The organism is Pseudomonas sp. Choline-02u-1, from assembly GCF_002836515.1.
In the GTDB taxonomy this organism is placed as follows: Bacteria; Pseudomonadota; Gammaproteobacteria; order Pseudomonadales; family Pseudomonadaceae; genus Aquipseudomonas.
In genome coordinates, this window is sequence record NZ_PJBC01000008.1 from 1 (window position 1) to 18,984 (window position 18,984).

The following is an 18,984-nucleotide window of genomic DNA, read 5'->3' on the forward strand; positions in this document are numbered from 1 at the left end:
CCACAGAGGATTTTTGCAGGGCTGCGGATCAGTAGTGATACCACTTCACTTCAAGCATGAGTTCTGTTTCAGGGCTGGCGAGCTGGCTGAATTCGCGCTGAGCACTCAGACGCAGACCCAGGTTGCGTGACAGCTCCCATTGCTGGTTCAGGCTCAGGCTGCGGCGTACTTCACCGTTGAAGAAGTAATCGCCCTTGGCCTCCAGGCTCAGATTGCCCAGTGGATTTTTCCACAGCACCCCGGTATTGAAACCGCCGGCCGGGGAGACGAACTCGGCGAAGTCGTTATTGTGTTCCACGCGCACCGTGCCGAGGGCAAAGCCGAGCACGTCTTCGCCCAGCTGCCACGTCCCGCCGCCGCCACCGTTGACGTGGCTGACCAGCGTTTCGTCGTCATGCTTGCCCGGGACGCGCTCGAGGCCACCGGTGACTTGCCACGACAACGGCTGCAGCAGCTCGTTGCGCGGTGTCAGCGAGCGAATGGTCGCCAGATCCAGTTGCTGCAATTGCCAGTCGTTGCCTTCGTACTGGCGCAACTTCAGTTGCAGGATCTCGATCTGCGCGCCGAGGGGGAAGCTTTCGGCGTTGTCGTTGAGGTCGTGATAGGCCATGCGCAGGCCATATTCACCGAAGGCGCGATCGCCGCGCGTGCCGAGGCCGGCCTGCCAGGTGCGCGATTCGTGACCGTCTTCGGGCAGGCCCGGTTGCGGAATTTCCAGCTCCGGCGCCGGGTTCTTGTTGATCGCCCGCAGCAGTTCGAAACTGCGCTGCGCCCGTTGCGGATCGCGTTCCTGGCCGTTGGCGCGGTAGCGCTCCAGACGATAGGCCGCATCGACGATCAGCGCCTGACGGTCACGGGGCAGCGCCTTGAATGTCGGCTCTTGCAATACCTTTTGATCGGCGCTGACTTTCAGCACCCATTGCTGTTCGTCATCGCTCAGCGGCTCGGCGCGGCTGAGCAATTCGCGCTCGCGGGACGGGCGGTATTCGATGTGCTCGACCAGCCCGGCCTCTTTCACCGCTTTGACGGTGTCAGTCGGGATCGCGGTCAGTGGGAATTGTTCGGTCAGGCGCAGGCTTGGCCGCGCCACTTGCAGCAGTTCCAGCAAGCGATAGGAGCAGTTTTCGTCAAAGAAGAAATAGTCGAACTGGATCTGCTTGAGCTCCCACACATGCTCGACCATGCGTGCGGTTTCAGCCTGGGTCAGATTGAGTCGGTACTCCCACAGGTCGCGGTTTTCCAGGCTGCGGTATTCGGAGAGTTTTTCCTGATACGGCACCAGCGCGAACAACCCGGGGTAGCCGCCCATCAGGCCTTTCCAGGCGTAAAGAATGCTGTTGTCGGAGCCTTCGATATAGGCGCCGAAGTTGATCGCGTAGCTGAGCAGCGAGGTCTTGTCGGCCTGTACATCGGCCTGATCAATGCGCAACAGGGTGTGGCCGAACATTGACGAAGGACTGTTGAGGTAGGCGGCCGGGAAAATCATCACTGCGCTGTGCGGCGAGACGTCCTTGAACCACTTCTTGTACTCGGCGCACTCCGGCGTCGGCAGATCGTTGAGGTTGAGCTGGGCTTTCAGCCAGCGCGTGCGCGCCGGGTAAACGCATTGTGCGTGCTGTTCGCCAAGGCTGGCTGGCGCATACAGTGCCTGCACGGTCGCGGCCAGTTCACGGTCGGGGTGTTCGTTGCCGTCGGGCGCGAGAAAGAACTTCTTGTCGCTGACATAGCTGCGCCAACCGCCGAGCTTGGCGGTTTCGTAGTGACCGAGGGAAATCCAGAAGCGGTCGTTGGCCAGTTGCTGCAAACGTTGAGGATCGATGTGAGGCGCGGCGGACAGCGGGGCGCAGACACAGAGCGCCAGCCAGGCAAGGCGTTTGAGCATAGTCGGCAACTTAAGTCGAAAAGAAAAAATTCAATACCATCGAACTGTAGGAGCTGACGAGTGCAACGAGGCTGCGATCTTTGCTTTTGAAGATCAAAAGATCGCAGCCTCGTTGCACTCGTCAGCTCCTGCAACGCGTCATTTGGCAAAAAATAAAAACCCGCTCCCCGAAGGAAGCGGGTGGGGTCGAGCTTAAGCCTGAGTGGCGTACTTGGCCAGACGTGGGTCCGACTTCAGTACCGCCAGGGTGTTGGTATGCACGTCTTCAGCGGTCACGTCAGCCTTGCTGAAGATCTGCTGGAAGTGCTCGTGAGTGACAGCGGCAAAGTGCGCGCGATCTTCTGGTGCCACGCCCAGTACCACGGCATAGGTGGTCAGCGCTTCGCCGTTGCCTTTGGCCATGTCTTCGGACAGCTCGTTCATCATGCCATTCATGGCGAACCAGGATTTGCCGCCGTAGGTCAGCGACGCGTTGGTCGAGCAACCGTTGGTACCGGAAGTCATACCGAAGGTAGCGTTACCGGAAGTGCCGTTGGTGGTGGAAGCAAGGAAGTGCGCCGGGGTGCCACGCTGACCTTCGAACAGCATGTTGCCCCAACCGCAATCCGGGCCGCCTGGAGCTTGCGCCATTGCGTTGATGGATACAGCGGTGAAGAGAGTACCGAGAAGAATCCGTTTCATAGCTTTGTTCTCTTTATGTGCATACCAATGGACAGGGTTCTGGCCTTTCGCGCTCTGCCCGAGGACAACGCCGAAAGTGTCAGTGGGCCGGTATTAGTTCCAGCCGCGCAGTTTGGAGTTTAGGCACGTTCCAGCGGTTCCGTGACTTTTTGCAAAATATTTGGAATAAAACCCCCATTTGCCGGAACGCGTCGGTCGGCCGCGCGCTTGTCTATGCTTTGTCATGTGGCGCGCCTTGCCAGTGGGGCACGGGCAGCGCCAGAATGCCGCTACCTGCCCCGCCTGATTGTTAAGGAAGCCCGATGCCTGATCCTGTTGCTGCCAGCCTGCGTCTTGCGCCCGAAGCGCTGACTCGTCCGTTTTCCGCTGAACAGTTCAGCTTCACTACCACCAATGATCTGGAGCCCTTTCGCGGTGTGCTCGGCCAGGAACGCGCGGTCGAAGCCTTGCAGTTCGGTGTGGCGATGCCACGCCCCGGTTACAACGTATTCGTCATGGGCGAGCCCGGCACCGGGCGTTTCTCGTTCGTCAAACGCTACCTGAAGGCCGAAGGCAAGCGCCTGCAGACCCCGGCCGACTGGGTCTACGTCAACAACTTCGATGAGCCGCGCGAACCGCGCGCACTGGAGCTGCCATCGGGCACGGCGGCCTCGTTCATCGGCGACATCAACGGCTTGATCGACAACCTGCTGGCGACCTTCCCGGCAGTCTTCGAACATCCGTCCTACCAGCAGAAAAAAAGCGCCATCGACCGGGCCTTCAACCAGCGCTACGACAAGGCGCTGGACATCATCGAGCGCCTGGCCCTGGAAAAGGACGTCGCCCTGTACCGCGACAGCAGTAACATCGCGTTCACCCCGATGCTTGACGGCAAGGCGCTGGACGAAGCCGAATTCGCTCAGTTGCCGGAAGCCGAGCGCGAGCGTTTTCACGATGATATTTCCGGACTCGAAGAGCGCCTGAACGAAGAACTTGCCAGCCTGCCGCAGTGGAAGCGCGAATCGAACAATCAACTGCGCCAGCTCAACGAAGAAACCATCACGCTGGCGTTGCAGCCGTTGTTGGCACCGCTGTCGGAGAAGTACGCAGAAAATGCCGCCGTCTGTGGTTATCTGCAGGCGATGCAGGTCTACCTGCTGAAAACCGTGGTCGAGCAACTGGTCGATGACAGCAAGACTGACGCCGTCGCGCGCAAGTTGCTTGAGGAGCAATACGCGCCGAGCCTGGTGGTCGGTCATCCGGCCAGCGGCGGTGCGCCGGTGGTGTTCGAGCCGCATCCGACTTATGAAAACCTGTTCGGCCGTATCGAGTACACCACCGATCAAGGCGCGCTCTACACCACTTACCGGCAGTTGCGTCCGGGTGCACTGCACCGCGCCAATGGCGGCTTCCTGATACTCGAAGCGGAAAAAATGCTCAGCGAGCCGTTCGTGTGGGATGCGCTGAAACGCGCCCTGCAATCGCGCAAACTGAAAATGGAATCCCCACTGGGCGAGATGGGCCGGTTCGCCACTGTGACCTTGAACCCGCAGCACATTCCGTTGCAGGTCAAAGTGATCATCATCGGTGCACGGCAGTTGTATTACACGCTGCAGGATCTTGATCCGGACTTCCAGGAGATGTTTCGCGTTCTGGTCGACTTCGACGAAGACATCCCGATGGTCGACGAAAGCCTGGAACAATTCGCCCAACTGTTGAAAACCCGCACTTCGGAAGAAGGCATGGCGCCGCTCACCGCCGACGCGGTGGCACGTCTGGCGACCTACAGCGCACGGCTGGCCGAGCATCAGGGGCGCTTGTCGGCGCGCATTGGCGATCTGTTCCAATTGGTCAGTGAGGCCGATTTCATTCGTCATCTGGCCGGCGATGAAATGACCGACGCCGGCCATATCGAACGCGCCCTGAAAGCCAAGGCTACCCGCACCGGGCGAGTGTCGGCGCGAATTCTCGACGACATGCTCGCCGGAATCATTCTCATCGATACCGATGGTGCAGCAGTCGGCAAGTGCAACGGGCTGACGGTGCTGGAGGTCGGCGATTCGGCGTTCGGCGTGCCAGCGCGAATTTCCGCCACGGTCTATCCGGGCGGCAGCGGCATCGTCGACATCGAGCGTGAGGTCAACCTCGGCCAGCCGATCCACTCCAAAGGCGTGATGATCCTCACCGGGTATCTGGGCAGCCGTTATGCGCAGGAATTCCCGCTGGCGATCTCGGCGAGCATTGCGCTCGAGCAGTCGTACGGTTACGTCGACGGCGACAGTGCGTCGCTGGGCGAGGCGTGCACGCTGATTTCGGCGCTGTCGAAAACCCCGCTCAAGCAATGTTTTGCCATCACCGGTTCGATCAACCAGTTTGGCGAAGTGCAGGCGGTCGGCGGGGTCAACGAGAAGATCGAAGGTTTCTTCCGCCTCTGCGAAGCACGCGGTCTGACCGGCGAGCAGGGCGCGATCATTCCCCAGGCCAACGTCGCCACGCTGATGCTCGATGAGAAAGTCCTGGCCGCCGTGCGCGCCGGGCAGTTCCACGTGTATGCGGTGCGTCAGGCCGACGAGGCGTTGAGCCTGTTGGTGGGCGAGCCGGCCGGGGAGCCGAACGCCGATGGCGAATTCCCCGAAGGCAGCATCAATGCCCGAGTGGTCGAGCGCCTGCGCGACATTGCCGAGATGATCAGCGAGGAGGATCTGAAGGAGGCCGAGAAGGAACTGGCGCAGGAGGCTTTGGCTGAAGCCAAACCCGCCTGACCTGATTCACACTTAACCCCGGTGGGAGGGGGCTTGCTCCCGGGTTCGGTGTTTCAGTCGACAGATGTGTTGGCTGATACACCGAATTCGGGAGCAAGCCCCCTCCCTCTTTTTTTCATTTTGTGGGCATCTTCGGCAAATGTGCCACTACTCTGGCGTCAAACTTCACACAATGACCATTCGGCGCCTTCTGGTCCCATTTGGCTTGTGCGGGACACTTTTCTTCTATTCTCAGGTCAAGGATATCGACAGTATCACTGGATCGAGCCAGTCCCCCCGTGGGGGCTGAATACCGGCTTTACCGAGGGTCGCCGCCATGTCGCGCAACCTCTGTCTCACCCGTCAATGCCTGGGTCTGGTGACCCGGATCGAATGCGCCGTCAAGCCGCTGGCCGGCGATAACGGCATGTGGACGCTGCTCTTTGCGGCCGGCATGGCCGGCGAACAACCTTCCGCGATCAAAGCCCAGGGCCCGTTCCACGGCCCGGTGGCGGCCGAGTCGATTCTCGACACCATCGTTGAAAGCCTGACCTTGCATGGTTACGAACTGGCCGATGATCCGCAGATCTGGAGCCTGCACCTGCAGGCTCAGTTGCGGCAGATCAACGGCGGCCGTGGGCGCAGCCTCAACGGTTAAGGTGCCGTCTCGTCCACCGGCGCCTTGTCGAGTTTGACCTCAAAACCGTATTGCACGGTGGCGAGGTCGGTACGCTGATAGGTTTCCACGCGAGTCGGGCGACCGTAAAAGTAATGCACGCCAAGCAGTGCCGGGCCTTCTTTGCTGGCGTCGTGGCTGACCGAGAGAATCTGCTTGAGGTAATTGCCACTGTCGTCCTTGACGAAGAAACGCCATTCGTTGGCCGGGAAGGTTTTCAGATCGACCACCAGCGTGTTGTCCTTGATCGCCAGGCCTTTGGGCAATGACTGCGCGTCGTAGGATTGCCTGGCCACCGTGGCCAGGAACAACGGCATCGAACCCACGGCGATCGCCGGGTTTTCCGGGAACAGGTTCAGGTCATAAGTGATCGTCGCTTGCAGCGGATCGACCTGATAAGCCTCGGGCGGCAGTTCGATCGGCTCGTCGAGTTTGCCGCCGCGCTTTTCCGTGAAGAAGGTCACTGGGCTGGCGCCGGGGTTGAGTTCGTCGCCAAGCAATTCGTCATTGAACGTGCGGCGGTGGGAAAACTCGATACGCGCCGCGCTGGGCTCTTCCACCGATTGGTGAATGCGCACGCCGGCCTTCAGTTGTTCTCCGGTCAGCTCTGCGCCTTTGAGCCAGTTGGCGGCGAGATCGTCATACACCACCACCGGAAGATCCAGCGGCTGCACGGCTTTGGCCGTGGTGTGCAGATTGAAGGTGCGGACCGGCAGGTCGAGCTTTTTGCGTGTGATCGTCGCTGAGGAAAAGTCCAGTACGCTGACTTCCAGCGTTTCGATCGGGCCGTGAAAGTAGACCTTGTTGTAGCGGCGCGGATGGCCTTTCTCGAAGGCCTGCTGGTCGTCGCTGAGCTGTTTCTCCAGCGAATCGCTCCAGCTCGTTTGCTTCTGTAGCTGCGCCAGTTGTTGCTGATAGAACGCGACCTGCTCCGGGCTTTCGTTGATCGAACCGGCGCGCACCAGGTATTGGCCGCTGGCGTCGCGGGCCTGGACGATCAGCGGATTGATCCGGGTTTCGGCGACTTCTGCGGCCAACGGCAGGCTGTTGCTGACTTCAACCTCGGCGTAATTCTTTTCCAGCTTGAGCAGTTTGACGCTCAGATTGTCGTTGCTGCGGGTCTGGCCGACGTCTTTTTGCGTCAGGTCGAAACTGTACAGGCGACGCGGTGCGATGACTTCGACCTGGCCTTGCAGGCTGACCGGTTGTGGCAGGCTTTTTTTGTCGACGTTGAGGCCGTCGATGAACGGGTAGGTCACGGTCAGGTCGTCGGGGTTGGTCACGTTGGAGCTGGACGGGCTGAGCTGAATGCCTGGATCGGTTTCCGACCACTCTGGCTGCCAGGCGATTACCCGTTTGTTGCTCAGCGTGACCGAATGCCACTCGATGCCGTGCGGAAACAGAAAACCGCCGGGAATGTTCAGGTTGAACGGGAATACCGGTTGCAGATCGGTCAGGTAATCCGAGCTGGCATCCTTGTGCAGCACGAACAGGCCATTAATGAACGTATCGACCAGCGCCTGCGGGTCAGGGTAGTGCTTGAGCACGGCGAGGGCGTCGGCGCCGTATTCGGTGTGTGGGTTGATGTCGTCGAGCTTGAGTCGGGCCCGTTCGAGCAACAGCAGCGAACCGCCGAGTTCGGTAATGGCGTCCTTGAGCTTCGGATCGCTGACCGCATCCAGTGACTGTTCGAATGTGGCGGTTTTTTCGTCGAGGTTGGCGACGTGTTTTTCATCGCTGGGCGAGCAACCGCCGATGAGCAAGGCGAGGCAGATTCCAGCAGTCGTCAAGGCTGATCGCACATCCATTTCCACGCGTCCCGTCCACTGTTATAGGGCTGTCAATGCTTTGGACACTAGCAGAAAAGCTTTGTCACACACGCGCAGGTGGCGGATTTTTCGGCGGTTTCTGGCTGTCACAGCGGGCTGTTATACTCGCGGCCATTTCCAGCCCCTGGTGTGAGAGTCAATGGAACGCTTTATCGAAAACGCAATGTACGCCACGCGCTGGCTGCTGGCTCCGATCTACATCGGCCTGTCCCTCGGTCTGCTGGCGCTGGCATTGAAGTTCTTCCAGGAAATCGTGCATATCCTGCCCAACGTCTTCGCCATGGCCGAGTCGGAACTGATTCTGGTGCTGCTGTCGCTGATCGACATGGCGCTGGTGGGCGGTCTGCTGGTGATGGTGATGATTTCCGGCTACGAGAACTTCGTCTCCCAGCTTGACATCGACGAAGGCAAGGAAAAGCTCAGCTGGCTCGGCACCATGGACTCTTCGTCGCTGAAGATGAAAGTCGCGGCGTCGATCGTGGCGATCTCCTCGATCCATTTGCTGCGCATTTTCATGGACGCCAAGAACGTCGATCCCGAGCATCTGATGTGGTACGTGATCATTCACATGACCTTCGTGATCTCGGCGTTCGCCATGGGTTACCTCGACAAGGTCACCAAGCACTGATCACCCGATCAGGCAAAAAGCCGCCCGTCTGTTGCGAAACAGACGGGCGGTTTCGTTTCTGCCTTGTGCTTTCAAGCGCACCGGCCTATCCCTGTAACGGTGCGATTCGCCACGGTGTGAGGTGCTTCCATGAACCTGCAAGAGTTGAACGCGTTTGCTGTTGCCAGGAAGGTCGATGAACTGAACCTGATCTCGATGGAAGGGGGCATTTACCTGCTGGAAGCGAGGATGCATGGGACGGCGTATCCGTTGAGTGATCTCAAGGGCAATATGCTGACGCTGCGCTCAGTGGAGCACGCGCGGGATCTGCTGCATGCCTTTCCGGTTCTGCCATTCAACCTTGTGCACACCTCAGTCCATGACGAAATGTGTGGCCTGGTCGGTGGCCTCGATGAAAGCCTGAAAGTGCCGCTCGCCTGGCGTTCGGCCCTGTAGGCCCGGCCCCAAGTACGGGGTATCTGTGCTAGTCTGCTCGCCCTTTTGGTTCCGGGCGCGCCGGGACGCGCTGTGCACGCACGGCAAGTCCTGTAACCGTCCGCACAGCGGAGCAGTGTCATGTCCGAAGTAAATCTGTCCACCGACGAAACCCGCGTCAGCTACGGTATCGGCCGTCAACTCGGCGACCAGCTGCGCGACAACCCGCCACCGGGTGTCAGCCTGGACGCGATCCTGGCCGGTCTGACCGATGCTTTCGCCGGCAAACCGAGCCGTGTTGGCCAGGAAGAAATGTCCGCCAGCTTCAAGGTTATCCGCGAAATCATGCAAGCCGAAGCGGCTGCCAAGGCTGAAGCCGCGGCTGGCGAAGGCCTGGCTTTCCTCGCGGAAAACGCCAAGCGTGACGGCATCACCACTCTGGCTTCCGGCCTGCAATTCGAAGTGCTGACACAAGGCGACGGCGCCAAGCCGACCCGTGAAGACCAGGTGCGTACGCACTATCACGGCACGCTGATCGACGGCACTGTGTTCGACAGCTCCTACGAGCGCGGCCAGCCTGCAGAATTCCCGGTCGGCGGCGTGATCGCTGGCTGGACCGAAGCCTTGCAACTGATGAATGCCGGCAGCAAATGGCGCCTGTACGTGCCGAGCGAACTGGCTTACGGCGCACAAGGCGTTGGCAGCATCCCGCCGCACAGCGTTCTGGTGTTCGACGTCGAGCTGCTGGACGTTCTGTAAGGCTTGATGGTTGGAGCGGGCTCGGTCATGTGGGAGCGGGCTCGCTCGCGAAGACGGTGTGTTATTCAACGATGATGTTGAATGTTACGGCCTCTTCGCGAGCAAGCCCGCTCCCACAGGGCTCGCTGCGACCTGTTGCATTTTCATATTTCGATCTTGTTGTGCAACTCATTGGTCGGGCGCAACGCCCGGGCATAGCAGAACAGGAACAGATTGCGCACCAGTTCCTTGAGAACCAGCGGTTCGCTGGAATTGAGACTGCTGACATCCAGATCACCTTGATCCTGCAGCTCATGCAAGGCTTCTTCCTCAAGCACCGCACAGACTTCGCCAGTCTCCCGATGGAGGATTCTGAGGTAGGGGTGTGGGCGGTCCAGCCACGCATCGATCAAATAAGTCATGAGTCTCATCTCCTTGAAGGGTTTCAATGAGAATAATTCTTATTCATCAAATAGCAAGTGCCTATTGGCGGATAGAGGATTTTTCCGGGTAAAGGTTGTGTCAGGTCAAAACGACTGGCGCTTGGCTATCGAGTGACTTAACCGAGGTGAGGCGGGGAGGGTGAAGCTCCATCCCACGGCTGGCGCGGGATGGATGACGCAATGTTCAGACTTTTCTGACGAACTCGGATTTGAGCTTCATCGGGCCGATGCCATCGATCTTGCAGTCGATGTCGTGGTCGCCATCGCACAGGCGGATGTTCTTGACCTTGGTGCCGACCTTGACCACCAGCGACGTGCCCTTGACCTTGAGATCCTTGATCACGGTGATGGTGTCGCCGTCCTGCAGGACGTTGCCGACCGAATCTTTCTTCACGGCATCATCGGCCGCCACTTCGGCTTCGCCGCTGGCAGACCACTCGTGGGCACACTCGGGGCAGACCAGTTGGGTGCCGTCTTCATAGGTGTATTCGGAATTGCATTTCGGGCAGGGTGGCAACGTGCTCACTAAGGTTCCTTGGGTATCAGGAGGGCTAAAGGGCGCACATTGTATAGGGTTTTAGCTTTTGGGGCAGTCAAAAGCAAAAGATCGCAGCCTTCGGCAGCTCCTACGTTGATGTGTAGGAGCTGCCGAAGGCTGCGATCTTTTGATCTTGTTTCAGCAATATCAGTGTGTGCGGGCGACGGCGAACTCGCTCAGTTCAACCAGCGCATCGCGGTATTCGCTGGCCGGCAGCGCCTCGAGGCACTTGATCGCGCGGGCCACGTAGTCGCGAGCCAGCTGCGCGGTGTACTCCAGCGAACCGGACGCCTCCACGGCGATGCGGATGCTTTCCAGGTCTTCGATCCCGCCTTTCTGGATCGCCTGACGCACCAGTGCCGCCTGCTCGGCCGTACCTTCGCGCATGGTGTAGATCAGCGGCAGGGTCGGTTTGCCTTCGGCCAGATCGTCCCCGACGTTCTTGCCCAGGGTTTGCGCGTCGCCTTTGTAATCCAGCAGGTCATCGACCAGTTGGAAGGCCACACCCAGGTGATCGCCGAAGGTGCGCAGGGCTTCGCTCTGCTCGGCGGTCGCGCCGGCCAGGGCCGCAGCGCTGTGGGTCGAGGCTTCGAAGAGCATCGCGGTCTTGCCGCGGATGACTTCCATGTAGGTTTCTTCGGTGGTGCTGGCGTCACGCACCTTGGACAACTGCAATACTTCGCCTTCAGCAATGATGCGAGTGGCCTGAGACAAAATCTTCATCACCGGCATCGAGCCCAGTTCGACCATCATTTCGAACGAGCGCGAGTACAGGAAGTCGCCGACCAGCACGCTCGGAGCGTTGCCCCACATGGCGTTGGCGGTCGAACGACCACGGCGCATGCCGGACATGTCGACCACGTCGTCATGCAGCAAGGTCGCGGTGTGCAGGAATTCGATGGTGGCGGCCAGCAGACGCATGTCATCGCCTTCGCGACCCAGGGCCTTGCCACACAGCAACACTAATAAAGGACGCAGACGCTTGCCGCCAGCCGAGGTGATGTAATCGCCGATTTTCGATACCAGCGGCACTCGAGACGTCAGCTGCTTCTTGATGATGCCGTCGACGGCGCTAAAATCGTCCGCCACCGCGCGGTAGAAAGCTTGGGGTTGCATCAGCGAGAGTCGCTCCAGAAGGGTTGCGCGGCATGCTAGGACCCCCGTCCAGACCTGTCAAGGCGCGATGGACGGCCACTTGCGCGACGCAGATTGCTTGCGTACAATCGCGCACCCTGAACTTCCTGGGCAGCACCTGCCTTACGCAATTGCACTTGGGCCGTTCCAGCCCCATGCAGCCATGCCAGCCAATACCTCTTCTTATAAAGAGCTGGGTGAGCAGGATTATCGGAGAAATACCATGTACGCAGTAATCGTTACCGGCGGTAAGCAATACAAGGTCGCTGAAGGTGAATACCTGAAGATCGAAAAACTGGAAATCGCTACTGGCGAATCCGTGACTTTTGATCGCGTTCTGCTGGTCGCCAATGGCGACGACGTGAACATCGGCGCACCAGTTGTTGCTGGCGCAACCGTCAAGGCTGAAGTGATCTCCCAAGGTCGTCACGATAAAGTCCGCATCATCAAGTTCCGTCGTCGTAAGCACCACATGAAGCGTATGGGCCACCGCCAGTGGTTCACCGAGATCAAAATCACCGGTATTCAGGCTTAATTACAGCCTAATTCCTCACTAGGAGAATTGAACTCATGGCACACAAAAAAGCTGGTGGTAGTACCCGTAACGGTCGCGACTCAGAAGCCAAACGCCTTGGCGTGAAGATGTATGGCGGCCAGGTCATCAAGGCCGGCAACATCATCGTGCGTCAGCGCGGCACCCAATTCCACGCTGGCTACGGCGTTGGCATGGGTAAGGATCACACTCTCTTCGCTAAAATCGAAGGCGTGATCAAGTTCGAAGTAAAGGGCGCCTTCGGTCGTCGTTACGTGAGCGTAATCGCGGCTTAATCGCGAGATCGCTGGAGAAGCCCTGTCTTGCGACGGGGCTTTTTCGTTTGTGGGGTGAGTCTCTTGCAAAGCTGTTTGTATGGGCTGTCGGCGTGCGATGCAGGTCGTGTCTTGGGGTCGCTGCGCTCATTTTTGCAAGAGTCTTATGTCTTGATTGTTTTTCGGCTCGTCCGTACGGCGAGAGGCGTTGGTTATGAAGTTTGTTGATGAAGTATCGATTCGCGTAAAGGCCGGTGACGGTGGCAACGGTGCCATGAGTTTCCGCCGGGAAAAATTCATTGAAAACGGCGGCCCGAACGGCGGTGATGGCGGTGACGGCGGTTCCATCTACATGATGGCCGACGAAAACCTCAACACCCTGGTCGACTACCGTTACACCCGGCACTTCGATGCCGAGCGTGGCTCCAACGGTGGCAGTACCGACTGCACCGGCAAGAAGGGCGAAGACCTGATCCTGCGCGTGCCGGTCGGCACCACGGTGATCGATTCCGCTACTCAGGAAGTCATCGGCGACCTGACCAAGGCCGGTCAGAAACTGATGGTGGTGCAGGGCGGCTGGCACGGTCTGGGCAACACCCGTTTCAAATCCAGTACCAACCGTGCACCGCGCCAGACCACGCCGGGCAAGCCGGGCGAGCAGCGCGACCTGAAACTGGAAATGAAAGTGCTGGCCGACGTCGGTCTGCTGGGTTTGCCGAACGCCGGAAAAAGTACCTTTATCCGCTCGGTCTCGGCGGCCAAGCCGAAAGTCGCCGACTACCCGTTCACCACGCTGGTGCCGAACCTCGGTGTGGTCAGTGTCGATCGATGGAAGAGCTTCGTCATTGCCGACATTCCGGGTTTGATCGAAGGCGCATCCGACGGTGCCGGCCTGGGCATTCGCTTCCTCAAGCATCTGGCGCGTACGCGTCTGCTGCTGCACCTCGTCGACATGGCGCCGCTGGATGACTCCAGTGCTCCGGACGCGGCGGAAGTAATCGTCAACGAGCTGATCAAGTTCAGCCCGTCGCTGGCCGAGCGTGATCGCTGGCTGGTGCTGAACAAGTGCGACCAGATCCTTGAAGAAGAGCATGACGCTCGCGTCAAGGAAATCGTCGACCGCCTGGAGTGGACCGGTCCGGTGTACGTGATTTCGGCCATTGCCAAGATCGGCACCGAGCGACTGTGCCACGACATCATGCGTTACATGGAAGACCGTGCCGATCGCCTCGCCGCAGATCCTGCGTACAAGGAAGAGCTGGCCGATCTCGATCAGCGCATCGAAGACGAAGCCCGTGCGCAGTTGCAGGCGCTGGATGACAAGCGTGCCCTGCGTCGCAGTGGCGTGAAGTCGGTCCATGACATCGGCGACGATGACTGGGACGAAGAAGATGTGGATGACGAAGACGGTCCGGAAATCATTTACGTGCGTGACTGATCCGTTGCGATAAACTTGAACGCCGCTCAATCGAGCGGCGTTTTAGTATCCGGAAATCGATCGTTGGTCAGCAATCGCCACGATTAACGTCACGGGCAGCGCCAGGTCGCGCTGCCCTCAAGCTAAGGTTGAAGATGATGCGGAGCAAGGTGACAGGTGCGCAGCGTTGGGTCGTTAAGATCGGCAGCGCTTTGCTGACAGCTGACGGCAAAGGGCTGGATCGCGCGGCAATGAGTGTCTGGGTCGAGCAGATGGTGGCGCTGCATGAAGCGGGCGTCGAGCTGGTGCTGGTGTCCTCCGGGGCAGTGGCCGCTGGTATGAGCCGTTTGGGCTGGACTGCGCGACCCAGTGCCATGCACGAGCTGCAGGCTGCCGCCGCTATCGGTCAGATGGGTTTGGTGCAGGCGTGGGAATCGAGCTTCGCCGAGCATGGCCGGCACACTGCGCAGATTCTCCTGACTCACGATGACCTGTCCGACCGCAAGCGCTATCTCAACGCCCGCAGTACCTTGCGCGCGCTGGTCGAACTGAAAGTCATCCCGGTGATCAACGAAAACGACACCGTGGTCACTGACGAAATCCGTTTCGGCGACAACGACACGCTGGCGGCGCTGGTGGCTAACCTGGTCGAAGCGGATCTGCTGGTGATCCTCACCGATCGCGATGGCATGTTCGATGCCGATCCGCGCAACAATCCCGATGCGCAGCTGATTTATGAAGCGCGCGCCGATGATCCGACGCTGGATGCGGTCGCGGGCGGTACCGGCGGTGCGCTGGGGCGTGGCGGTATGCAGACCAAGCTGCGCGCGGCGCGTCTGGCGGCACGCTCCGGTGCGCACACTATCATCGTCGGCGGGCGGCTTGAGCGGGTGCTCGACCGCTTGAAGGCGGGCGAGCGCATTGGCACCTTGCTGTCGCCTGAGCGCGGCATGCTCGCGGCGCGTAAGCAGTGGCTGGCCGGGCATCTGCAAACCCGTGGCACGCTGGTGCTGGATGACGGTGCGGTGTCGGCGCTGTCGCAAGGCAACAAGAGTCTGCTGCCGGTGGGCGTCAAACTGGTGCAAGGCAGCTTCCGTCGCGGTGAGATGGTGGTCTGCGTGGCACCGGACGGTCGTGAGATCGCTCGGGGCCTGGCCAACTACAGCGCGCTGGAAGCGCAAAAAATCATCGGTCAGTCGTCGGATGCGATTGTCGGTTTGCTCGGTTACATGGCGGAGCCGGAACTGGTTCACCGTGACAACCTGATTCTGGTCTAGGGAAAATTCGATGCGTGTCGCGAAAGGATTGTTGGGTCTGCTGATGGCCATGCCATTGCTGGCCTCGGCCGAGGAAATCGGTCAGGTGTCGACGGTGTTCAAGTTTGTCGGGCCGAATGACCGGATCGTGGTCGAGGCATTCGATGATCCGAAAGTCGAGGGCGTGACTTGCTACCTGTCGCGCGCCAAGACTGGCGGTGTGAAGGGTGGTCTGGGTTTGGCCGAAGATCGCGCGGAAGCGTCGATCGCCTGCCGGCAGGTCGGGCCGATCAAGTTCAAGGGCGAGTTGAAGGATGGCGACGAGGTGTTCAAGGAGCGCACCTCGCTGGTATTCAAGACCATGCAGGTCGTGCGTTTCCTCGACAAGAAGCGCAACACGCTTGTGTACCTGGTCTACAGCGATCGCTTGATCGAGGGCAGTCCGCAGAATGCGGTCACGGCCATCCCGATTCTGCCGTGGGTGCCTGTGCAGCAATAGCGCCGTAGAGGTCAGTGTGGGGGCGGGCTTGCTCGCGAAGGGGTCATGTCAGTCGATGAAGATATCAATTGGCCGACTGCATTCGCGAGCAAGCCCGCTCCCACATTTTTTGCGCTGAATTTGTTAAATCACAGGCAATAAAAAACCGACCCTGAGGTCGGTTTTTTAATGACTACGTCGATTAAGCGGCTTCTTTCAGCGCTTTGACGTGGCCATTCAGACGGCTCTTATGACGAGCAGCCTTGTTCTTGTGGATGATGCCTTTATCGGCCATACGGTCGATAACTGGCACAGCCAGAACGTATGCAGCTTGAGCTTTTTCAGCGTCTTTTGCGTCGATGGCCTTAACTACATTCTTGATGTAGGTACGAACCATGGAACGCAGGCTGGCGTTGTGGCTGCGACGCTTCTCAGCCTGTTTTGCACGTTTTTTGGCGGAAGGTGAGTTGGCCACCGTCGAGCTCCTCGAAAGACTTTTTAGGAAATAGCAAACAAAATAGGCCGCGAATCATGCCGATGAAGACTGGTCTTGTCAAGGGCACTTGAATCGTTCCGCTAAGTGGTAGGTATAAAGAGGCGGGATATTTATTTCCGGCGCTTGACCTGTAAACTCGCGAGCTTTGGCTCTGTGCTGTTGCGGCGCGGAGTATCGCACAAGTAGGCGCATTGTTCGCCTGCTGTTTATCGACAGGCACAAACTCTCTCAATGAATCTGCTCAAATCGTTGGCCGCCGTCAGCTCTATCACGATGCTTTCCCGGATTCTGGGCTTTGTTCGGGACACGCTGATCGCGCGGACATTCGGCGCCGGGATGGCCACGGACGCCTTCTTTATTGCTTTCAAACTGCCCAACCTGCTGCGGCGGATCTTTGCCGAAGGGGCGTTTTCCCAGGCGTTCGTGCCGATTCTTGCCGAGTACAAAAGCCAGCAGGGCGAGGAGGCAACGCGTACTTTTATTGCCTATGTGTCTGGCCTGCTGACATTGGTGCTGGCGATTGTGACCGTGCTGGGCATGATCGCCGCGCCTTGGGTGATCTGGGCCACGGCCCCAGGTTTTACTGATACGCCGGAGAAATTCCAGCTCACCTCCGATCTGTTGCGGGTGACCTTCCCTTATATATTGCTGATCTCGCTGTCGTCGCTGGCCGGTGCGATCCTCAATACCTGGAACCGTTTTTCCGTGCCGGCGTTCGTGCCGACGCTGCTCAACGTCAGCATGATCGTGTTCGCGTTGTTCCTTACGCCGTACTTCGATCCGCCCGTCATGGCCCTTGGCTGGGCGGTGCTGGTCGGTGGTCTGGCGCAGTTGCTCTATCAACTGCCGCACCTGAAGAAGATCGGCATGCTGGTGCTGCCGCGCCTGAACCTGCGCGACAGCGGCGTTTGGCGGGTGATGAAGCAGATGCTGCCGGCGATTCTCGGGGTTTCGGTCAGCCAGATCTCGCTGATCATCAACACGATCTTCGCCTCGTTTCTGGTCGCAGGCTCGGTGTCGTGGATGTACTACGCCGACCGCTTGATGGAGTTGCCCTCGGGGGTATTGGGCGTGGCGCTCGGTACTATTCTGCTGCCGACCCTGGCCAAAACGTACGCCAGTAAGGATCGCCACGAATACTCGCGGATCCTCGACTGGGGGCTGCGCCTGTGCTTTGTGCTGGTGCTGCCCTGCGCATTGGCGCTGGGGATTCTTGCTGAACCGCTGACTGTTTCATTGTTTCAGTACGGCCAGTTCAGTGGCTTTGATGCCGAGATGACCCAGCGTGCGCTGATTGCCTATTCGGTCGGCCTGCTCGGGATTATCGTGATCAAAGTGCTGGCGCCGGGCTTTTATGCGCAACAGAACATCCGTACCCCGGTAAAAATCGCAATCTTCACCTTGGTCTGTACGCAGTTGTTCAACCTGGCGTTGATCGGTCCGCTGGCCCATGCCGGTCTGGCGCTGGCGATCAGTGCCGGTGCTTGCCTGAACGCCGGGCTGCTGTTCTATCAACTGCGCAAGCAGAAGATGTATCAGCCGCAGCCGGGCTGGGGCAGATTCGGCTTCAAACTGGTCGTTGCGGTGGCTGTGATGTCGGCGGTGTTGCTGGCGGGCATGCATTTCATGCCCGCTTGGGATGAGGGGCACATGCTCGAGCGCTTCCTGCGTCTTGGCGCTTTGGTGGTTGCTGGTGTGGTGGCGTACTTCGGTATGTTGCTGTTGCTGGGTTTCCGCCTGCGTGACTTCAATCGCAAGGCCTTGAGCTGAGGTTTCAGCCTTTATCCACAGGCGTGGGCCGGCAGTTTTGTCGGCTCGTTCACTTTGCGTTACGGTGTTGCCTGTCGTCGGCCGTCGGGTGTGGTTATAATCGACCACTTTATGAGCAAGAAGCGCGTTATGCAGCTGGTTCGAGGCCTCCACAACTTGCGCCCCCAGCATCGGGGCTGCGTCGCCACTATTGGCAACTTTGACGGTGTTCACCGTGGTCACCAGGCTATCCTGGCCCGGCTGCGTGAGCGTGCGCTCGAGTTGGGCGTACCCAGCTGCGTGGTGATTTTCGAGCCGCAGCCACGGGAGTTCTTTGCCCCCGATACCGCGCCGGCACGTCTGGCGCGGTTGCGTGACAAGCTGCAACTGCTGGCTGCCGAAGGCGTCGACCGGGTCTTGTGCCTGGCTTTCAACCAGCGCCTGAGCAAGCTCAGCGCCAGTGAGTTCGTCGATACCATCCTGGTCGATGGCCTCGGCGTGCAGCATCTGGAGGTCGGCGACGATTTCCGTTTCGGTTGCGACCGCCTCGGCGATTTCGATTTTCTGCTGCAGGCCGGGCAGATGCACGGTTTCAGCGTTGAAGCTGCGCAAACGGTCGAGCTGGACGGCATTCGCGTCAGCAGCACCCAAGTGCGCAACGCCCTCGCCGCCGCCGATTTTGCCCTGGCCGAACGCTTGCTCGGCCGCCCGTACCGGATCGCCGGTCGCGTGCTGCATGGCCAGAAACTGGCCCGGCAACTGGGTACGCCCACTGCCAATGTGCAACTCAAACGTCGTCGCGTGCCGTTCACCGGGGTGTATCTGGTGAATGTCGATATCGACGGCAAGACCTGGCCCGGTGTCGCCAATATTGGCGTGCGGCCCACGGTACAAGGTGATGGCAAGGCCCACCTCGAAGTCCATCTTTTAGATTTTGCCGGCGATCTGTATGACCGGCGTTTGACGGTGGTTTTCCACCAAAAGCTGCGTGAAGAGCAGCGCTTCGCCTCCCTGGAGGCATTGAAAACGGCGATCAATGCGGATGTCGCCACCGCCCGTGCACTAGCCGCACCTAGCGCCCATCGCTAATGAAGAGCC

The 18,984-nt window shown here is 59.4% G+C and carries 19 protein-coding genes; 12 read left to right on the top strand and 7 right to left on the bottom strand.

Annotated features, from left to right (window positions below):
- Window positions 1-28: 28 nt before the first annotated feature.
- Entirely contained in the window at window positions 29-1,882 is a 1,854-nt protein-coding gene (locus CXF97_RS07335; protein WP_101157557.1) for a DUF4105 domain-containing protein, read from the bottom strand.
- A gap of 192 nt (window positions 1,883-2,074) precedes the next feature.
- Complete coding sequence (locus CXF97_RS07340) at window positions 2,075-2,563, bottom strand: DUF3015 domain-containing protein (RefSeq protein WP_007909797.1); 489 nt, start codon at window positions 2,561-2,563, stop codon at window positions 2,075-2,077.
- A gap of 302 nt (window positions 2,564-2,865) precedes the next feature.
- Here CXF97_RS07340 and CXF97_RS07345 point away from each other — a divergent pair, with 302 nt between their 5' ends.
- Both CXF97_RS07345 and CXF97_RS07350 read left to right on the top strand, forming a co-directional pair.
- The gene (locus tag CXF97_RS07345) at window positions 2,866-5,304 is read left to right on the top strand and encodes a Lon protease family protein (protein ID WP_101157559.1); all 2,439 of its coding nucleotides are present in this window, start codon (window positions 2,866-2,868) and stop codon (window positions 5,302-5,304) included.
- A gap of 316 nt (window positions 5,305-5,620) precedes the next feature.
- Window positions 5,621-5,941 (top strand): hypothetical protein, encoded by a 321-nt coding sequence (locus CXF97_RS07350; protein ID WP_016773114.1) that lies wholly within the window; start codon window positions 5,621-5,623, stop codon window positions 5,939-5,941.
- On the opposite strand, the gene CXF97_RS07355 is transcribed toward CXF97_RS07350, so the two are convergent.
- Window positions 5,938-7,767, bottom strand: a complete 1,830-nt coding sequence (locus CXF97_RS07355) for a hypothetical protein (RefSeq protein ID WP_101157561.1) — start codon at window positions 7,765-7,767, stop codon at window positions 5,938-5,940. The genes CXF97_RS07350 and CXF97_RS07355 overlap by 4 nt on opposite strands.
- A 160-nt stretch (window positions 7,768-7,927) precedes the next feature.
- Here CXF97_RS07355 and CXF97_RS07360 point away from each other — a divergent pair, with 160 nt between their 5' ends.
- The 3 genes from CXF97_RS07360 (at window position 7,928) to CXF97_RS07370 (ending at window position 9,589) form a co-directional block, all read left to right on the top strand.
- Window positions 7,928-8,416 (top strand): TIGR00645 family protein, encoded by a 489-nt coding sequence (locus tag CXF97_RS07360; RefSeq protein ID WP_090286455.1) that lies wholly within the window; start codon window positions 7,928-7,930, stop codon window positions 8,414-8,416.
- Window positions 8,417-8,545: 129 nt separating this feature from the next.
- Window positions 8,546-8,851 carry a DUF6482 family protein gene (locus CXF97_RS07365; protein ID WP_101157563.1) on the top strand — a complete coding sequence of 102 codons (306 nt, stop codon included), beginning with the start codon at window positions 8,546-8,548 and terminating at the stop codon, window positions 8,849-8,851.
- A gap of 120 nt (window positions 8,852-8,971) precedes the next feature.
- Window positions 8,972-9,589, top strand: coding sequence for an FKBP-type peptidyl-prolyl cis-trans isomerase (locus tag CXF97_RS07370; protein WP_016773117.1), 618 nt, complete (start codon window positions 8,972-8,974; stop codon window positions 9,587-9,589).
- A gap of 143 nt (window positions 9,590-9,732) precedes the next feature.
- Here the strand turns inward: CXF97_RS07370 and CXF97_RS07375 are convergent, their stop codons facing one another.
- The 3 genes from CXF97_RS07375 to CXF97_RS07385 form a co-directional block, all read right to left on the bottom strand.
- A complete protein-coding gene (locus CXF97_RS07375; RefSeq protein WP_016773118.1) occupies window positions 9,733-9,990 on the bottom strand; it encodes a hypothetical protein in 258 nt (85 codons plus the stop codon).
- A gap of 205 nt (window positions 9,991-10,195) precedes the next feature.
- Window positions 10,196-10,537 carry a zinc ribbon domain-containing protein YjdM gene (locus CXF97_RS07380; RefSeq protein ID WP_016773119.1) on the bottom strand — a complete coding sequence of 114 codons (342 nt, stop codon included), beginning with the start codon at window positions 10,535-10,537 and terminating at the stop codon, window positions 10,196-10,198.
- A 159-nt stretch (window positions 10,538-10,696) separates the two neighbouring features.
- A complete protein-coding gene (locus CXF97_RS07385) occupies window positions 10,697-11,665 on the bottom strand; it encodes a polyprenyl synthetase family protein (RefSeq protein WP_101157565.1) in 969 nt (322 codons plus the stop codon).
- A 241-nt stretch (window positions 11,666-11,906) separates the two neighbouring features.
- On the opposite strand from CXF97_RS07385, the gene rplU reads away from it, so the two are divergent.
- The 5 genes from rplU to CXF97_RS07410 all read left to right on the top strand — a co-directional run bounded on the left by rplU (window position 11,907) and on the right by CXF97_RS07410 (window position 15,662).
- Window positions 11,907-12,218, top strand: coding sequence for a 50S ribosomal protein L21 (gene rplU, locus CXF97_RS07390; protein ID WP_007924746.1), 312 nt, complete (start codon window positions 11,907-11,909; stop codon window positions 12,216-12,218).
- Between the two features lie 35 nt (window positions 12,219-12,253).
- Window positions 12,254-12,511, top strand: a complete 258-nt coding sequence (rpmA, locus tag CXF97_RS07395) for a 50S ribosomal protein L27 (protein ID WP_016773121.1) — start codon at window positions 12,254-12,256, stop codon at window positions 12,509-12,511.
- 193 nt (window positions 12,512-12,704) lie between these two features.
- Entirely contained in the window at window positions 12,705-13,928 is a 1,224-nt protein-coding gene (gene cgtA / locus CXF97_RS07400; protein ID WP_016773122.1) for an Obg family GTPase CgtA, read from the top strand.
- A 137-nt stretch (window positions 13,929-14,065) separates the two neighbouring features.
- Window positions 14,066-15,184, top strand: a complete 1,119-nt coding sequence (proB, locus tag CXF97_RS07405) for a glutamate 5-kinase (RefSeq protein WP_039771715.1) — start codon at window positions 14,066-14,068, stop codon at window positions 15,182-15,184.
- A gap of 10 nt (window positions 15,185-15,194) precedes the next feature.
- Window positions 15,195-15,662: a CreA family protein gene (locus tag CXF97_RS07410; RefSeq protein ID WP_039761698.1), complete on the top strand. Its 468-nt coding sequence runs from the start codon at window positions 15,195-15,197 to the stop codon at window positions 15,660-15,662.
- Window positions 15,663-15,843: 181 nt separating this feature from the next.
- Here the strand turns inward: CXF97_RS07410 and rpsT are convergent, their stop codons facing one another.
- Window positions 15,844-16,116 (bottom strand): 30S ribosomal protein S20, encoded by a 273-nt coding sequence (rpsT, locus tag CXF97_RS07415; RefSeq protein WP_003228351.1) that lies wholly within the window; start codon window positions 16,114-16,116, stop codon window positions 15,844-15,846.
- A 252-nt stretch (window positions 16,117-16,368) separates the two neighbouring features.
- On the opposite strand from rpsT, the gene murJ reads away from it, so the two are divergent.
- Complete coding sequence (gene murJ, locus CXF97_RS07425) at window positions 16,369-17,907, top strand: murein biosynthesis integral membrane protein MurJ (protein ID WP_101157567.1); 1,539 nt, start codon at window positions 16,369-16,371, stop codon at window positions 17,905-17,907.
- A gap of 129 nt (window positions 17,908-18,036) precedes the next feature.
- The gene (gene ribF, locus CXF97_RS07430; protein WP_178081160.1) at window positions 18,037-18,975 is read left to right on the top strand and encodes a bifunctional riboflavin kinase/FAD synthetase; all 939 of its coding nucleotides are present in this window, start codon (window positions 18,037-18,039) and stop codon (window positions 18,973-18,975) included.
- Window positions 18,976-18,984: the final 9 nt, after the last annotated feature.

Bases quoted from the DNA above. Each gene is read 5' to 3' on its own strand.
- CXF97_RS07335 (WP_101157557.1), bottom strand. From the start codon at position 1,882: ATGCTCAAACGCCTTGCCTGGCTGGCGCTCTGTGTCTGCGCCCCGCTG.
- CXF97_RS07340 (WP_007909797.1), bottom strand. From the start codon at position 2,563: ATGAAACGGATTCTTCTCGGTACTCTCTTCACCGCTGTATCCATCAAC.
- CXF97_RS07345 (WP_101157559.1), top strand. From the start codon at position 2,866: ATGCCTGATCCTGTTGCTGCCAGCCTGCGTCTTGCGCCCGAAGCGCTG.
- CXF97_RS07350 (WP_016773114.1), top strand. From the start codon at position 5,621: ATGTCGCGCAACCTCTGTCTCACCCGTCAATGCCTGGGTCTGGTGACC.
- CXF97_RS07355 (WP_101157561.1), bottom strand. From the start codon at position 7,767: ATGGATGTGCGATCAGCCTTGACGACTGCTGGAATCTGCCTCGCCTTG.
- CXF97_RS07360 (WP_090286455.1), top strand. From the start codon at position 7,928: ATGGAACGCTTTATCGAAAACGCAATGTACGCCACGCGCTGGCTGCTG.
- CXF97_RS07365 (WP_101157563.1), top strand. From the start codon at position 8,546: ATGAACCTGCAAGAGTTGAACGCGTTTGCTGTTGCCAGGAAGGTCGAT.
- CXF97_RS07370 (WP_016773117.1), top strand. From the start codon at position 8,972: ATGTCCGAAGTAAATCTGTCCACCGACGAAACCCGCGTCAGCTACGGT.
- CXF97_RS07375 (WP_016773118.1), bottom strand. From the start codon at position 9,990: ATGACTTATTTGATCGATGCGTGGCTGGACCGCCCACACCCCTACCTC.
- CXF97_RS07385 (WP_101157565.1), bottom strand. From the start codon at position 11,665: ATGCAACCCCAAGCTTTCTACCGCGCGGTGGCGGACGATTTTAGCGCC.
- rplU (WP_007924746.1), top strand. From the start codon at position 11,907: ATGTACGCAGTAATCGTTACCGGCGGTAAGCAATACAAGGTCGCTGAA.
- rpmA (WP_016773121.1), top strand. From the start codon at position 12,254: ATGGCACACAAAAAAGCTGGTGGTAGTACCCGTAACGGTCGCGACTCA.
- cgtA (WP_016773122.1), top strand. From the start codon at position 12,705: ATGAAGTTTGTTGATGAAGTATCGATTCGCGTAAAGGCCGGTGACGGT.
- proB (WP_039771715.1), top strand. From the start codon at position 14,066: ATGCGGAGCAAGGTGACAGGTGCGCAGCGTTGGGTCGTTAAGATCGGC.
- CXF97_RS07410 (WP_039761698.1), top strand. From the start codon at position 15,195: ATGCGTGTCGCGAAAGGATTGTTGGGTCTGCTGATGGCCATGCCATTG.
- murJ (WP_101157567.1), top strand. From the start codon at position 16,369: ATGAATCTGCTCAAATCGTTGGCCGCCGTCAGCTCTATCACGATGCTT.
- ribF (WP_178081160.1), top strand. From the start codon at position 18,037: ATGCAGCTGGTTCGAGGCCTCCACAACTTGCGCCCCCAGCATCGGGGC.